General features: G+C 40.0%; 9 protein-coding genes. 3 read left to right on the top strand and 6 right to left on the bottom strand.

The features are described 5' to 3' along the window. Position 1 precedes the first annotated feature (1 nt). The 6 genes from AC3KZC_RS08985 to AC3KZC_RS09010 all read right to left on the bottom strand — a co-directional run bounded on the left by AC3KZC_RS08985 (position 2) and on the right by AC3KZC_RS09010 (position 13,586). Positions 2 to 1,648 carry an ATP-binding protein gene (locus AC3KZC_RS08985; protein WP_490577448.1) on the bottom strand — a complete coding sequence of 549 codons (1,647 nt, stop codon included), beginning with the start codon at positions 1,646 to 1,648 and terminating at the stop codon, positions 2 to 4. 12 nt (positions 1,649 to 1,660) lie between these two features. After that, complete coding sequence (gene dptH, locus AC3KZC_RS08990; protein ID WP_490577449.1) at positions 1,661 to 6,739, bottom strand: DNA phosphorothioation-dependent restriction protein DptH; 5,079 nt, start codon at positions 6,737 to 6,739, stop codon at positions 1,661 to 1,663. Continuing rightward, on the bottom strand, positions 6,720 to 8,054 hold the full coding sequence (dptG, locus tag AC3KZC_RS08995) for a DNA phosphorothioation-dependent restriction protein DptG (protein WP_490577450.1): 1,335 nt from the start codon (positions 8,052 to 8,054) through the stop codon (positions 6,720 to 6,722). The genes dptH and dptG overlap by 20 nt, the downstream gene beginning before the upstream one ends. Before the next feature lies 1 nt (position 8,055). After that, complete coding sequence (gene dptF / locus AC3KZC_RS09000) at positions 8,056 to 9,648, bottom strand: DNA phosphorothioation-dependent restriction protein DptF (RefSeq protein WP_490577451.1); 1,593 nt, start codon at positions 9,646 to 9,648, stop codon at positions 8,056 to 8,058. A 535-nt stretch (positions 9,649 to 10,183) separates the two neighbouring features. Then, complete coding sequence (locus tag AC3KZC_RS09005; protein ID WP_490577452.1) at positions 10,184 to 12,127, bottom strand: M6 family metalloprotease domain-containing protein; 1,944 nt, start codon at positions 12,125 to 12,127, stop codon at positions 10,184 to 10,186. A gap of 355 nt (positions 12,128 to 12,482) precedes the next feature. Continuing rightward, the gene (locus AC3KZC_RS09010) at positions 12,483 to 13,586 is read right to left on the bottom strand and encodes a phosphoribosylaminoimidazolesuccinocarboxamide synthase (RefSeq protein ID WP_490577453.1); all 1,104 of its coding nucleotides are present in this window, start codon (positions 13,584 to 13,586) and stop codon (positions 12,483 to 12,485) included. 278 nt (positions 13,587 to 13,864) lie between these two features. Here AC3KZC_RS09010 and AC3KZC_RS09015 point away from each other — a divergent pair, with 278 nt between their 5' ends. From AC3KZC_RS09015 to AC3KZC_RS09025, 3 genes are read left to right on the top strand one after another with little or no spacing between them, the layout of a single operon-like run. Then, positions 13,865 to 14,554 (top strand): ABC transporter ATP-binding protein, encoded by a 690-nt coding sequence (locus AC3KZC_RS09015; protein ID WP_490577506.1) that lies wholly within the window; start codon positions 13,865 to 13,867, stop codon positions 14,552 to 14,554. After that, positions 14,551 to 15,924: an ABC transporter permease gene (locus tag AC3KZC_RS09020; RefSeq protein ID WP_490577454.1), complete on the top strand. Its 1,374-nt coding sequence runs from the start codon at positions 14,551 to 14,553 to the stop codon at positions 15,922 to 15,924. The genes AC3KZC_RS09015 and AC3KZC_RS09020 overlap by 4 nt, the downstream gene beginning before the upstream one ends. A gap of 53 nt (positions 15,925 to 15,977) precedes the next feature. Beyond that, positions 15,978 to 16,430: a DUF3299 domain-containing protein gene (locus AC3KZC_RS09025; RefSeq protein WP_490577507.1), complete on the top strand. Its 453-nt coding sequence runs from the start codon at positions 15,978 to 15,980 to the stop codon at positions 16,428 to 16,430. Positions 16,431 to 16,530: the final 100 nt, after the last annotated feature.

The following is a 16,530-nucleotide window of genomic DNA, read 5'->3' on the forward strand; positions in this document are numbered from 1 at the left end:
ATTAATCAAACAAGTCTTGATTATGTGCGGTCCAGTTTTGTAGATTCCAAGAAACTACTTGATTAAACCTCTCCATAACTTGTTTAGTGTCGTTATAATCAACAACCTTTAAGTTTTCTTTAGTTTTAACTTCACCAACTGCTAGGCAATAAATAAAACACTCGATTGCTTGCCGCTTGGGATCTATTGAATTCAAACTTTTTAACACAAGTTGGTAAAATGGATGAGATTTATTTATATGAACAATAGTTCCATAATCAGGATCTAACCTAAACTCCCATAAATTAGACCCAGATAAATAATCTTTATAAACTATCTTTTTAATTTTTATATCGCTTGTATTATCAACTTTTTCGCTTTCATCTTCAGGTCCATTCGTTTTTATTATTTCTTCTCGACGCCTTTGAGTCTCGGTAGGATCGTCTATTTCTGTATAGGTATTAGGATCTTCTTCTTCAATATCAATAACGCTTTCACTTGCTGACGCGCCTTCATTATTTTCAGCTCCTTCAAACCGAGCAGAACAAAGTTTAAATGCCTTATTAGCATCCTCTTTTGGAATTCGACACTTAAGACTTAAAGCATCTAAAAACTCATCAGGTAACTCTAAATTTTGTTTTGACACATCGACATTTAGAAGATCATCATGCTCTGTGCCGATATCTATCCTTCCACGTAACGTTCTAAGATCCCTGTCTACAATACCTAAATTATCCCCCCAACGAATTAGACGATTATTCCTATAAATGAAAAAACCTGAATTAGGAAGTGAAACATTATATTCTTTAATTAACTCTTTCTCTTCTTTTGTAAAACCTGCATATGTATGCATTTTTTGTTGAGGGAATACTGTCAAATTTAACTTAATCGGAGAAACACCACTAGGTGCATTTGGTAGAGACAGCGCTTCATCGCTTAATAGTTTACATGGTGTTTTACAATCATAATCTGACTCTATAAATCTATCCGTACTTTGTTCTTTATACATTATATCTTTAGGTGCAACAGCAAACTGTTTATCTTTAATTTCTAAGGAAATAGATAAGTGATTCTGTGTACTTCCATTTAAGTATTCAAAATAAATCACACCCAAACGTTCGAGTAATCTCTTCTTAAGGGTATTAACAGTGTCGTAGTTATTTATCTCTGAAATATCAATAACCGTGCCACAATCCCTATCAATAAATAACTGCTTTTGACCATCATTTACAGGGCTTACAAGTACACCGTATGCTTTCTTATCTCGAACTGTTTCCATGTCCAACGTCAGACAATCAGAATATACGCCTTTCTGCACACTGAATACTTGTATTCTATCACCTAAAGAAAGCCCTGCACTTTTTAAACCCATACCATATTTAGATAAACTATTTACTTCATAATCGACTTCTGAACCAATATCTAAGGCTTTACGAATTAAGGCATTATCCATGCCTCTCCCATTATCAATAATTCTTACTCTTGAAATACTCCCCTTTTCAGTTAGAGTTTTATTTTCATGTACATCAATAATTATCCTAATTTGCCCAGCCCCTGCAGCAACTGAATTATCTATTATATCTTCTATAGCAGCATATGACTTGTAGCCGATATTGGCCAAACCTACACATAACCGCGCAGCATTAATTTCTCTTGGTTCAAAGCTCATTGTTATTCCTTATTATTTTAATACAACCCTAGCACACTGAATTCTAACCAACTTACCTTCTGATTTAAGAAAAGCATCCCCTTTACCATTGAGTACTTCCGCGCCTTGTTCATCTAAGATAACCCGACTTTCAGTACCATTTTTTACTCGCAGTGCGAGCTGTGCAGGCAGGTTAGAACGTAAGTTTGTGCTTATTACATCGCCACTTGGTTTTTGTGTGGCAATAATTAAATGAATACCGGCAGCACGGGCTTTTTGCGCTAAGCGCTTAAGCTCAGATTCAATATCCTTTTTCATGTCTTTATCTGATGTTAAATCGGCGTATTCATCAAGCACCAATACCCACCAAGGAATGCGCTCTTCTGGTGTTACCTTGGCGTTGTAGTCTGGCAGTGAGCGTACACCTTTTGCCTTAAACTGTGCATAACGCGATTGCATTTCAGCTACGGCTTGGGTTAACAGCTCTAGGGCGTCTTCATCATCAAACCCAATACGCCCGATTAAGTGTGGATAGCGTTCAAAATCGTTAAGTTCTGTACCTTTAGGGTCAATCAACATCAGTTTTAATTCACTTGGCGTGTAATGTTCAACCATGCCATATAAAATGGTGTTTAGCGCTTCTGACTTACCACTACCGGTTGTACCCCCAATTAATAAATGCGGGCAGTTTGAGGATGAAAAGTTAAGTTTAATTACATAGCCAAAGCGGTCTTCACCCAGTGGTACTTCAAGAGCATTCTCTGGGCGCTGCCAAGCCGGCCAAATATCATTTTGATCTACATAGTAACGTTGACTGTCGTTTTTAGGCACATCAAAAGTCACGCACCCTTTATCAATCGCAAAACCTACTTCTTGTTCTTGCTCTAGCTTTAAATCTAATTTTAACGCTTGCGCCTTTTCAAAAAGCTTACGCGGATCGGTGCCTGGGTTTAACTCAACTCTAAACAATATTGACGCAGGCCCTTCAACATAAGGCGCTTCGGCAACTGGCTTAGACACTGGAATATTGTAACTGTAGTAGCAGTCAATAACCCGTTGGTATAGCGCCTCTAGCTCTGCTTCGCTCATTGTTTTGCGTTTAAAAAGCGGTTTGTTTGCCTCTGCCACTTGGCTCAGAGTCGGCTGCTCGCCTTTTACTCCAGTCAATGAACCAATATCTGCAAGTTCGATAACACGACTACCTGAAGTTGAGGTTTTCTGACCACTTTCTTCTACATCGCGCTCTTCACTTGTTGTTTTATCGTCAAACATTACAAGTTGAGTTGTTGCCTCAGCTTCTAATATATAACGCTCATTGATATGGTGTAATTTAGCTGGTGTGAGCTCTTTAAACAGCGTTTGCATAGGGGTTTTAACCCAATAGCTTAAGCACGCTGCTGGTAACTCGACCTTAAGTATATTTTGAATTGGCGTAAATACAGCATGGGTAAAGTCAGTGTCTTCTACATTTACAAATAATAACCCACCTGGATAATCGGTTAACTCAGCAAGTTGATAATCACCTTGTAGCCAATACGCACAGTTGTCTTCAATCACATCAAAGTAATCTTTTTTATACACGTTATACAGTTTGTATTTATCAATTTGCATCAGCACTTGGCGCATAAATAAACCACGATATAAGTGCCCTGCTAATGTTTGTTGGCCTAGTAATGATTCAAAGTAGCTTTTTAATTCTTGTGCTTGTTTAACGCCTTTACTGTGTGTTTGGCGTTTACCTGTTTTTACTTCTACGGGTAATAGAATGATTTGTTGCTCTTTAAATCCAACAAACAAGATGTCGTCAGAGATCACGCCCTTTTTAAAGCCCTGAGATAAGCGGGACAAGTCACTATCAGCCATATTTAAGCCAAGATTACCTGCCACACGGATTACTTCTGCAATTGAAAGTGGTACCCAAGTAATATCGCTATTGGCAAGTAAACAGTTTACATATTTGTACGCACAAATAATGCCGCGCTTTTCCTTACGCTCATTGTCATTGGCAGTAATTAGGTTAAGCAACCATTCGCCGTTAAAGGCATTGAACTCTTCTAAAATACCGCCGTCTTCACTTTCAAGCACCTTGTTGTACAAACCGGTTTGCTCAGTAGTTACGGTGATGGAATCGTAATTCACTGAGTTTGTATAATTGTCTGAATAATGAATTAGCACCATGTTCTTTTGGTTTTCAAAAAACTCTAGGGTGACTTTTGGATCAATAATGGTTGTCCAAATTGAGTTTTTGTAGGAGCGCTCTAGCAGTGTTTTGAATTCATCTGTAACCACCAACGCCTGTGAGCGTGATGCGTTGTATTCTTCGTGCAGACTGCGTGCTGGTTTAACTAACCCACTGTACTTGGCAATAAGTTCAAGTTGAGGCGCTTGGCTAGTATCGATTCCATTTAGACCAAATGCAGTGTAAAAACGGCCATTTTTGTTGGTTGCCGCTTCGCCTGGCATCAAGCCATGACACGCTACGCCCGTTTTTTGCTGAAGTACATCAACATCGGTTGCTTGTACACGTTCATTATTTTTGAAAAAGCTCATATGAGCATAAGCTTGATCTTTTTCACCTTTGTCATGAGTGAACTTACTGTAGGTTAAACGTGTGCGTAACAAATCAATAATGCTATCTGCTTGTGTTTTAGCTGCTCCTTTATTAAGTTCACACAGTTCCTTTAGCTCATCATAGCTGGCGGTGTCTGCAAACTTATCAAACCAACAATAGCTTTCGGCATCATCGTACAAATTCACATGTATCTTTGTGACTTTTTCCTTTTTCAGTTTGATGTAGTCAATGAGCCCTAAAAAGACTTCTTTATTTTGTTGATTGTTAACTGAGTTAATAATCAAGGTAGTTTTATTACCTGCTACAAAAAGGTGCTTAAACGCTGCGGTGAACTTGTTTACTTTGTCTTTGACTAAACTACGTACAAAGTCATAACTGCTTTCTTGCTGCGGAATAAGCTTTGACCAAAAAACATTTTCTTTCTCTGAATGGTTGTAGGAGAAATCATGTTTTGCATCGTACACAAAAGGCATTAAACCTTGCGCAGTTAAACGGTTAATTGTGACTGGCGGTAGTTTTTTAAAGCTGCCACCATTCTGCTTATCTGCTACTAACACGCTTGCTAGATTGGCATTGTAAGCTAAAACGAGTGGATGCAAAGGTGTGATATATTCCTGCTCAGCAAATTCAGCAAAACCAATATTCACCAAGGACTTTTGAGCTTCGTTTAATGGCGCATTAAATGGAATTTGGTTAATCTCATGCTGGTAGGCCGCCACAACTTTGCTAATGATTTGTTGAAACTCATTACCCCAACCAGCAAGGCTGGCAAGCGTTTTGTTTTTTTGTAAATAATCAAACAAATCACGGTACGCTAAAAATAGCTCGTTATATACACCTTCAATATCATGCAGTCGTGTTTGCTCAGTACCCTTTTGACATAAAATAGTACTATCAACCAGCTCGGCTTCATATTGTAGTAAAGTTAGTCGCTTTGCTTTTGGTGCAATTTCTTTACCATCAATTTGGATTTTATGAACTTTACCCTCAGTGTTGCGCCTAATTTTTCCAAAATAATCATCAACAAATAAATGATTAAAGCGCCCTTGGTCCAGCAACAGCGGTAATGATAAAGAGTCTGTTGCAACCTCGCCTTCGACGTTAAAGGTCAGTTTGGTTTCTTTACCCTGCACTGTAAAACATACTTCGTCAGACTCACTGGCAAGCTTTTTAAAATCAACCGTGGCGATTTCTTGGTTGCTAAAGCACTGCTCGTTCTCTTGTACGGTAACAGCATTCCCCTCTTCTGCTATTTGCAGTGAGTTATCGTCTGTTTGTAATGTGATGTACTGCTTTTTCTTATCAGACTCAATCAAAAAGTTGTGTTTGAAACCTTCTTCAAAAAAATCTCCTTTGCGCAATACTAAAATTTTAAACTTATGTGTTTCTTTAGGTTTGTCAGTTTTAACTTGTACTGCAATATATCTTGCTTGTCCGTTAAAGCTACCAGTTACAATCGCACGGCTACGCACACCACCTAAATTTTTAATGATGATTATGGCTTTTTGCTCGTAGTTATCATGCTGTACCGAACAATAACTATCTTTTAGCTTTTGTTTGATGAAGCTTAAATCTAACTCAAAGGCGTGTTGCTCAGCTTCTAAAAATAACAGTATATGGTTTTCTCTAAGCCCTGCGCAGCTTTCAGTTTTTGTTTTTGCAATGTACTCAACATGTGGAGCTTTAATACTCTCAAGCTCTAAAAGCTCGGTGCGGTTTTTTCTTTGTTCAGCAAAACATTCTTCTAGGTCTAGGCTTGTTTTATATCGTTCAACATCGTCTTTTGGGAAGTGTTCTCTTACAAACTTTTCGCTAAAATCAAGTGCAGCTAATTTGTCCTCAAGCTCATTAGGATAATGGTGCGTAATGAAATCTAGCTGCTCACTTAACTTCCTGTTATCTTCCAAACGCTCCCTAATTGCTTCTTTATTGTCCCAAGTGCCCTTGTTAAGCTGTTCATCTGGCAATCTGCCAGTTTCTTCGACACGTAAATCACCATCGGCAATTGCATAATACAGCTTTTCAAAGCCAAACATGGTAGCACCGTCTTCAAGTATTTCTTCAAAGCTAACATCAAGTAAACATTCAGAAATTTGTGCAAGATCGCATTTTTGGTCAATTAACCCATTTAAAAGTTGCTTGATTTGTTGTGGGTGCCAAACAGCACCTTGTTGCGCAACGTCTTCAGTTGAGTTTTTAAGCGTATCAAGCAATGAATTATGTATAACAAGTAAAGCTGTGCCTTTGGTTCCTCCTTCAAGCGCTGATACTTCATCTCGTAAATGTGCAATGTAGTTTTCGGTAAAGTTTTCACCTTCATAAACCGGAATTAGCTCAACACCACCATACTTTATTGTAGGTAAGTCGATACCTTTTACATTAATGTGTGATTGTGATTCTTTGATAAACGCTTGATAAAGTTTAAACCCTTTCTCTGTATCAGGGCATGTAAACTGGTATCTGAAACCAACTTTGATTTCATTATTCGCCCACTGGTTAAAATGTGCGACTAAAAAATTCTCAAACTGTTTTTCTAACATGCACTGCATCCCCGCTGTCACTCATTCTTTCAACATTGCCTATGCGCTCATAAAAATCGATTAAGGTTTGTTGGCTTTGTTTATCAAAAAATACACCTCTTGCTTCAAACTCTTTTATAAGCTCGTGAAAACGTAGTTTGTCTTGTGTTCCTATAGCTAGGTTTGTCAGTAACACAATTAAATCTTGATTAAAGGTAAGTACTTGCCCAGCTTTACCTCTTTTTTGAATGAAAGGGTTTAGTATATGGTTAACCATGCCCTTTACAGGTGTTTCGTTATATTGCGCTAGTCGCCCTGTTTTTCTATCAAACTGTGCATAAGTCACTTTTAATAACGCGCTAATAGCCTCTTCAATGCTTTCTTGATTTTGCCAAGTTTGCTCATTGTTAAAACGTTTAGCAGCGACACGCTGTTCAACAAACTCTCTCCCGAATTGGTTAAGCTTTGACAACGTGCTTTGTTGCTCATCGCTGCTTTGCACATGTAACTCTGTATAAAGCTGCCATAGCGGGCGAATATTATCATCTGGTTGTAGGGCTTCATTCATAAATAAATACGGGAATAAAAAGTGTATATATTCATGAAGTTGTTTATAACCAAAAGCTTTTACTTGTGTTCGCTCTTCACTTGCCCTTTCGTTATCTACTATAAAAAAACAAGGCTTACTTTTAGGCTCCCCGTTTGACCAATCTTTTATATTCAACGCAGTTTGTGCAATATAAAGAAAGCCATATAACCTGATCATCGCATTAAAGTTATTTAGCAAATAATGTGGGTGCTCATTTAAAAAGGCTAAGTCTTTTTGAAAGTAAGCGGTTAAAAACGGCAAATAGGTAGGTAGCTGCTTATACTTTGCGTCAGCTTTTTTACCTGTAACATAAAAATTATCAAATTCATCTTTTATTTCTTTTTCAAGAAAATTTAATTCACTTTCAGGTGACTTTGTTAGGCTAAACCCATTTAACAAGCCCGCAAACATAGCCCCCATTTTTTTGTCATTAGGGTCTATTTCATTATTAACCGCTTTAAAAATAAGAAGTTCTGGTGAAACTTTATAAAGTTGATCGTTCTCAAAGTACATTTTCTCAAGAACCGACCATAGCTCAACTTCATCTACTTTTTCTGTAATGCGTTTTTCACAAAGCTCTTTAAAGCTTTCTGCACTTTCAGTTACAAGCGCTTTGTCGTAAAGCAGATGCACAAAAAAACCAAGTATGGTGTCCCAACAAAACTTGTAGTGTTTGTCTTTTGTTCTTAGTGGTAAAAATGAACCAAATCCATTTTTATCTGGTGGTGTTAGTGTTTCTTTTAACATATTAAATACCACTCACTTCAAATTCATCTTCATCAACTTTCTTGATCCCAATACTGGTATTATCCTTCACTATTTTGAGTGTATTAACTTTATTTGCGACTTTAGAGATGTCTTCAATTAATTCATCTAACAACACGACTGTGTTTTTATCGTGTTTATTTGGGCGATAACCGTCTTCTATTCGCTGTATAAGCTCGAGTAAGTTTAGACTCACAGGAATTGTGAGGGACTCACCTTCAACATTTAGGCAAGCTATAAAGCTGGCCGAGCTTTTAGGCGGGTGGTTGGTGATGTTTTTATGGTCTGCTTTAACTTCTAGCTCAGCAACTAGCTGATAACCATTAAGTTCTTTAATTAAGTATTGGCTTTTGTCTAGTTGCGGCGCGTTACGGTTGTTGTACTTTCTAATTGCTGAGCGAAGTAACTCATTATAGAAAGGTTTTAACAGTTTTCGTTGGTCTGCTCTGTTATCAAAATCTCTATGAAGCTGATAAATTTGTACATATTGCTCAATCAGGCTTTCACTAAAGTCTTGAGCAAATTTCGCGTGGTAATTATTGCTGAACTCAGCACCTTTCAGCACATAGAAAAGCCTTAAATATGAAAGCGCACTTGATAATGGTTCAATACCAAATTGCGCAAGTGCATCGCGATATTCATCAAAAGCTTGGTCTGTGACCCCTAAGTCTTTTTCTATAACAAATGAGTCGATACTTTTAGTGCGATTATGCGCAGGATCGAAATCAACAAGTTTATTTGCTAACTCGTTATCCCCACCAGCAAATAGGTTATCGAATAAATAGTTTGGACCTGCAATTAACGAGAAAGTGAAATCTAGTAATGCGCGAGCAGTTAAAAACTGTTCGCGCATTAAACGAGCTCTAAAAAGGAGTTCGATAATATTTTGTTGGACTTCAGGTATGCTTAGTAATTCAAAGTTTGCTTGAATGCGGTGACTTTCTTTATCTTTGTTCTCTGCTATGTCTTTATCTACAAGTTGGCGTATTAAGTTATTTTTTGAAGTTAAACGCTGTAAAAACTTTTGCGCGAACTCAGCCGTGTAACCAGATTCGTCAATGTAAAACTTTGGGTAATCTTCGAAACTAATAAAGTTTATATTGCCTGCCGTTTTAACACCTTCATAAAGATAAGCTTTTATTGCCTGTTTGAAAGCTTCGTTTTCGCCCCCTTGAGCATAATTTAAAAGCATGCCCGTGTTAATCCCTACAACAAGTGGGTAGATGCCTTCATCAAAGTCACTAAATACCTTATCTAATGTTTGAATGGCATTTTTGTTTGGCTCAAAACTGTGTGTCGCATCCAAATGGAATTTTATACGTGCATCGGACTCTTTTTTGAATTTAGTAAGTAATTCAGATTTACCATCACCACTACTACCACATAAAAAGAAGACGTCTTTGGGACCAGAAGCCATACTTGAAAGCTGCTTTTTAACATCAACTTCAATTGGCATTTCTATATATAGGTAATCTTTTATTTGTTGATGAATACTCTTCTTAACTTCACTTCTCTCTGTAGACACGGCATAGGGCGATGCCATAGACATTACGCTGAGGGCTTCTTTTAATCGCATTTTGAAAACCTATAGATAGGCGGTCTTATTGCAACCGCTCCTTGGTTAATTAACGTTTGAACTTTAGCAATGAAGGCTATGAGTAAAAATAAGTGATTAGTCGCACATTTTGCTTTCTGATGAAGGTTATAAAAAACACACTTTGGCAATCGAAAGATGGGAATAAGTATCTGTAAATTGAAATACTTCGTTGAATTACTAACTTTATTATCCGTTTTAACTGTCATCCGCGAGTCCTGTGCGTATTTATTTTTAGTTTTTTTACGTTGTTTGGCGGTTGCAGTGTAAGCGTGTTGCCATGAGTGTGTATGCAAAAGCAGAACAATCACTCTATTTTTTGAAATGTAACACAATTTTTTATTATAAAACAACTGTTTGAGTTCAATAGATTATCGTACTTTAGGCTTAGCTTGCTGTGGTTTGATGTTGGCTGGTGCTTTTAAATGGGGTAATGGCACCACCCACAGCGATGGGTTTTCACTTGGTTTTAGTGATTTTTTTATTTGCTGTGGGTGATGTGCCTTTATTTTTTGCTTTATTTAGTGACCGTTAGGCTGTAATTGCCTGCGCCTGAGTACGATAGCACTACAAAGCGGTAATAACCTGAACTGGCGTTATAGCTTATTTGCTCGGTTGAGGTGGGGGTTTCGGAAATGGCGACTTGTTGCCACGCACCGCCCTGCCAGCGTTCTATTTTTAAATCGAAATCGGCATTGCTTGGGCCTGTAAGAGCTAAGGCCATTGTGCCACCTGCGTATTGAAACCATGTGCCGTTTGGTTCAATCGCTTGCTGTTTATTAGTTAAGCTGCCGGTATAGGTATCGCCTGTAGGTGGGTTGATGATATCGCCGCCTATCTCAAAGCTAATGGTTTTAGCGGGCGAGCTAATGTTGCTAATGCTTAAGCCTGAATCTTGGCCGTTCCACCACAATGCGTTGGTGCCGCGCGATGTGTGTGCGTTGGGTAATATGCTCGAAAACTCGCCTGCATAGCCGAATAAGTCGGTGGCATCGCCTCGGTTGCGTTTGTATTCGGGGTCTCGATTGCCGTCGGCGTGTTCCATTTGAATATAAGGTTTCCACTCGTTTGAGTTAGTGCCTTGGCTGTCGACATGCCAAATAGCTAGGCCTTGGCTAGGTTGCTCTGAACTTTGGCCTGACTGGTGAATGGCTTCGATGTAAAAGGCTTCGTTTGCATTGGCGGGGTTGGTCCATTTATAGGCGGTGTTGCTGTCGGATGTGTGGCGAAGTGTGCCTGTTGGGGCGTTGTTATTTATGGCGGGGTTTAGCTCGGTTACGGTGTCCCACCCTGCTAGTGCTCTAAAATGGGCGACCGGTGGGGTTGGTTTAAAGCGGTTTGTGGGGCCAATTGCGCCATAGCCCATCACGCCAAAACTTGCGACTGAACCTTCAGAGCTGCCATCGTAGTCGTATAAGTCGGGCCAATTGGTAATGAGGTGGCCTGATTCGTGTACAAACGTGCCAATGGCGAGGCTGCTGCGCATGTCGGTGACTTGGTAACGGTCGGTACATACGCCATCAGCACAAAAACGTGGGCTTAACCTTGCCATGTGGGGCCATAAGCCTTTTGACCACGCGCTGTCGGAGTTACCTGCATATAAAATATTCAGGCCACGAATACCGCCAGCACTATTGGTAGTAAGGGTAGCAAAGTTAAAGCCTTCTTGAAATTCAAGCCAGTTGAGTGCTTCGCTTATCAGTTCTTGCGTGCGCACGGTTGAGCTTAGGGTTGAATCAGCGTAATAAGCTTTGTTCTTTTTGGCGGTGTAATAGCGGGTTACGGTGTTGGTGTAGTCGAGCTTATTGCCCGATACACTTTTAAAGTAGCCGCGCACCGATTGGGCATTGCCAAAGTCGGTATAGGTGGTGTCGTTTAAAAAGCGTTGTACTTGTTGTTGCGTTATGGTGCCGCGCTCATCGGGAAAATCAATAATAATGGTGAGACCTTTTACATTGCCGCTAATTTGCGACAAGGTGTTGTCTGTTTGCTCAAATGCGTGACTATGTTGCAGCTCGTCGGTTTGCTCTACAAAGGTGTCATCGCCTTGATCTGCTTGGTGCTGTGCATCATAGCCGAGCATTTGTTGCATGGTGGCACTGACAAGCTTGGCTTTTACTGCAGCACTTAAACCTGCTTGTTGCACGCTGGTGGCTTGTTCAAGTGGGTTGGTGGTTTGCAAAGTAACCGCTGTATTACTGACTAATACCCCTGTTGATTCTAGTTCTGTGCCTGCTTGGTTGAGCACGGCATAAGCCATGCCTTTGAGTGTGTTATCAAATATCACTAAGCGGCCATCTTGGCTGCGTTGCTCAGCGTAATAGTTGTTACCATTGAGTGTTAAGGTAATACGTTCGCCATTGGGTTGGGTAAATGTGTATTGGCTATCGTGATACGGTATGGCCGCAAATGCATTAGCGCAAACAAGTGCCACGCCACAGAGTGTAAATTTAACTTTCATTGTTGTTCCCCTAATTGCTAATTACCCTTTTTGGGTATTTGATATTTACATAAAATTCACAATTAAGCCAAGGTTAATTTATCGTTAATACCAATCACGATAAGTAAGTGATCAAAAATAGCGTAGGAAAAACGCTTGAGAACAAGGCAGATTTTTTCGATAAGTAGTTATTCTACAATCAAAAAATCTAACGAAGTTATCGAGTGTTTTAACAAGCTAGGGTGATCAGTTATTTATTTCGATTGGTATAACTCATTTTTACCTGCTGGTGGCCCAACTCGTTTATGGGCTGGCAACAAAAAAGCGCCCTTAGGCGCTTTTAGTTTAGTTATTCTATGTTGGTTATAACTATTTGTTATTTATTAATTAAACCATATTCTTTATCGAGTAATTCGATGATTTCGGCACGCGGATCGTGTGGGATTTCAATTTGTTTACCAATAATTTTGCTGGCAATACCAACATAGGTATCTGACACTTGCATCATTACGTCTACGGGTAATTTATAGCCTTCGGCTAGGGCTTCGCGCTCTGGCATGCGGTCTTTGTTCAGTAATACGTCGCTATCTGGCACGTTATTGATTAATAACTGACGGAAACCTTCTTTTGAGTTTTCGATGATTTGGCCATTTTTATACGCGGCTTCATCCCAAATGCGCGATGAATCAGGTGTGCCTACTTCATCGATATAAATTAGTTTTTGTGTGCCATCAATTTCGTCTACATAGCCAAATTCAAATTTGGTATCAACAAAAATTTGGCCAATTTCAGCCAGTTGTGCGCTGATTAACTTAAAGCCTTCGGTTAATAATTGCTCGTATTTATCTACGTCAGCAAGCGATTTAAAGTTAAACGCGGCTAAGTTGTTTTCGATATTGGCACGGGTAATATTCACATCATCAACTGGCGGCACTTCTGGCACATTGGTAATAATGCCTTTGGTTGATGGGGTAATAAGTACGTTTTCAAGCTTTTGGTTTGCCTTTAGGCCTTCTGGTAAATCAATACCACAGAAGTTACGCACGCCTTTGGCGTAATCGCGCCACATGCTGCCGGTAATGTATTGGCGGGCAATAGCTTCTACTCGCACAGTTTGTGCTTTGCGTACAATCCAAATATATGGGTGTGGAATATCTACAATGTGGTTGCCTGCAAGGCCTGATTGGTCAAATAATTTAAACCAGTGTGCCGCAACTGAATTAAGTGCTATGCCTTTACCTGGCACACCATTTAAGCCATTTTCGCCTTGCCAAATGCAGTCAAATGCAGAAATTCGATCAGAGATGATCATGATTGCAAGCGGTGTATCTTTTGGAATTTGATAGCCTTTTTCTTCAATTAAGCGTTCGCTGTCGGCTGAAGTTAACCAATAAACACTGCGAACTTTTCCGCTGTGGACATTACCTTGGGTGCGAATAGGTAAGTCATCGTTGACTTCCAATACTTTATAGGTGCTCATTGGCTCTCCAAAAGATTTATCTCGATACTAAATGAAACAAGAAAATGGGGTTGATTTTCTGCTGTATTTTTTAAGGCGCTATAATAGTGCAGCACGCTAAAAATCACAATCTATGCCTGTAATTCAAAGCAAAAATTCACTCAGGTTTGCATCTCGGGCGTACGATATTTAATCACCTAACCAAGTGGGCTGAAATAAACTGGTTTTTATCGTGTTCTGCTTGGCGTGATTTGGCTTTTGTTATAATGTCTCATTACAATTGTCTGATTACTGTTGTTATGATCACCCTACGCGACTTAACCTTTTGCTGGCCTGGTTCGGCAAAAAAAATTATTGATATTAAAACCTTACACATAAACCAAGGCGAACACGTATTTATTTGTGGCCCAAGTGGCAGCGGTAAATCGACCTTGTTATCACTATTAGCAGGGATCACTCGCCCCACAACAGGCGACATTACACTGCTTGAACAGTCACAAATTAGCTTGTCGGCTCGCAAGCGCGATCAGTTTCGGGCTGATCATATTGGCTATATTTTTCAGAGTTTTAATTTAATTCCGTATCTTAATGCCATTGATAATGTGACGCTTGCAACAGCGTTTTCAGCAAAACGAAAACGTGAGGCGCTAAAAGGTCATCGTAGTTTAAACGACGCCGCGTTAGCATTGTTAGCTGCCTTAGAATTACCCCAAGATGTGCTCACTCAACCTGTGGTGAGTTTAAGTATTGGGCAACAACAGCGCGTTGCCGCTGCGCGTGCTTTTATTGGCCAACCCGAAATTATTATTGCCGATGAGCCCACGTCGGCGCTTGATACCGACAGCCGTAATGGGTTTATTGAATTACTGTTTAAACAAGCCAAACACAATAATGCCACAATTTTATTTGTCAGCCATGATGCGACGCTCGCCCCATTGTTTGAGCATAAGTTAACCATTGGCACACCAAATATGGGATTATTATCATGATTTTAATCACCTTAGCTAAAAAAAGTTTACTTAATCGTAAAGCAAGCGTGCTGCTAACCGTGCTGACCATTGCCATTAGTGTGATGTTGTTATTGTGTATTGAGCGAGTGCGCGTGGATGCTAAAACCAGTTTTAGTAATACCATTTCGGGCACCGACTTGATTGTGGGCGCGCGCACTGGCGCAACTGAATTATTGCTGGCATCGGTATTTCGCATTGGCCACAGTACTAATATGGTCAGTTGGCAAAGCTATCAAGAAATCATACAGCAACGTGGCATTAAGTGGGCGATCCCTCTTTCACTTGGCGATTCACATCGTGGTTATGCGGTGCTTGGCACTACGTTGGGGTATTTTGAGCATTATCGTTATGCTAAAAAACAGCCGTTAGTATTGGCACAGGGTCGCCAATTTGCCAGCCCAACTGAAGTGGTGTTGGGCGCGTTGGTTGCACACGAGCTTGATTATCAGTTGGGTGATAACATTGTTGTATCGCATGGAACGGGAAATACCAGTTTTCATCATCATGACGATCACCCTTTTAAAGTGGTGGGTATTTTAGCGCCAACGGGTACACCGGTTGATAAAACCGTGCATGTGCCACTTATTGCCATTAGTAGTATTCATCAAGAGTCGCAAGTACCATCGCACTCGCCGCAAGTAAAGCCAGCTGATCATACTGAACATGATCATCACAATGAACATAACTATCAGGCTGAGCATGCCAATCACGATGAACATAATCATCATACTGAGCATGAGCATGAGCATGAGCATGAGCATGAGCATGAGCAAAATAGTGATTTAATTGGTGAACCAAAACAAATTAGTGCGATATTACTTGGCTTAAATTCTCCGGTCATGGCCCTGCAAGCACAGCGCAGTATCAATCAATTTAAAGGCGAGCCGTTATTAGCTATTTTACCCAGTTTTACCTTGCGCCAGCTGTGGGAAATTCTTTCACTGGTTGAAAAAGCCTTGTGGTTAATTTCGATTGCTGTGGTGATCATTAGCTTGCTTGGCATGGTGACAATTTTACTCAGTACGCTTAATCAGCGACGCCGCGAACTGGCGATTTTACGCTCGGTTGGCGCAAGGCCGGTGCACATTTTTATCTTAATGTCACTTGAAAGTATATTACTAACATGTAGTGCAGTGCTGTTAGGCATTATTGGTTTTTATACGGTGATAGCGACAGCCACCCCATTTATTCAAGCAAGCATGGGCATTAGCCTCTCGTTAAGTGCGTTTAGCAGCTATGAATCGGGTTTAATTGCCAGTATCATTGCAGCCGGATCAGTGATTGGATTGATCCCCGCATTTTTGGCTTATCGCTATTCTCTTGCCGATGGAATGAGTATCAAACTATGACTTTATTAACACACCCAGCTAATGGACTAAAACTGTTATTGGCCGCTGCACTAATGGTGAGCCAAAGCGTTGCTGCCAGTACCAAGCCCCTTGAGATTTTTTGGGAAGACTTAATTCCCAAAGGCCATGTTCAAGTTGAAACAAATACCCAAGCTAACCACGATGGTGCTGAACAAAACTGGATCCAGCCAGATATCGACGCACCAGTGGTAAAAGAACTTGATGGTAAATTAGTGAGTTTGCCAGGCTTTGTGGTGCCCCTTGAAGGCGATGATGAAAACATTACTGAATTTTTATTAGTGCCGTTTTTTGGTGCTTGTATTCATGTGCCACCGCCGCCGCCAAACCAAATTGTGCATGTGATCATTAAAGACGGCGTACCGATTGAAAGCCTATACGACGCAGTGGTCGTGACTGGCGTTATTACAACTAAAGGTTGGAGCGGCGAAATAGCGCAAGTTGGCTACAGCTTAACGGGGATTGGTGTTGCACCGTTTGAGCTATAATACCAATCGTAATAAATAACTGATCACCCTAGCTTGTTAAAACACTCGATAACTTCGTTAGATTTTTTGATTGTAAAATAAACTTATCGAAAAAAATCTG

Source organism: Pseudoalteromonas sp. J2K-J031 (assembly GCF_058197095.2).

Coding starts and splice junctions, on each gene's coding strand:
- AC3KZC_RS08985 (WP_490577448.1), bottom strand. CDS start 1,648: ATGAGCTTTGAACCAAGAGAAATTAATGCTGCGCGGTTATGTGTAGGT.
- dptH (WP_490577449.1), bottom strand. CDS start 6,739: ATGTTAGAAAAACAGTTTGAGAATTTTTTAGTCGCACATTTTAACCAG.
- dptG (WP_490577450.1), bottom strand. CDS start 8,054: ATGTTAAAAGAAACACTAACACCACCAGATAAAAATGGATTTGGTTCA.
- dptF (WP_490577451.1), bottom strand. CDS start 9,648: ATGCGATTAAAAGAAGCCCTCAGCGTAATGTCTATGGCATCGCCCTAT.
- AC3KZC_RS09005 (WP_490577452.1), bottom strand. CDS start 12,127: ATGAAAGTTAAATTTACACTCTGTGGCGTGGCACTTGTTTGCGCTAAT.
- AC3KZC_RS09010 (WP_490577453.1), bottom strand. CDS start 13,586: ATGAGCACCTATAAAGTATTGGAAGTCAACGATGACTTACCTATTCGC.
- AC3KZC_RS09015 (WP_490577506.1), top strand. CDS start 13,865: ATGATCACCCTACGCGACTTAACCTTTTGCTGGCCTGGTTCGGCAAAA.
- AC3KZC_RS09020 (WP_490577454.1), top strand. CDS start 14,551: ATGATTTTAATCACCTTAGCTAAAAAAAGTTTACTTAATCGTAAAGCA.
- AC3KZC_RS09025 (WP_490577507.1), top strand. CDS start 15,978: ATGGTGAGCCAAAGCGTTGCTGCCAGTACCAAGCCCCTTGAGATTTTT.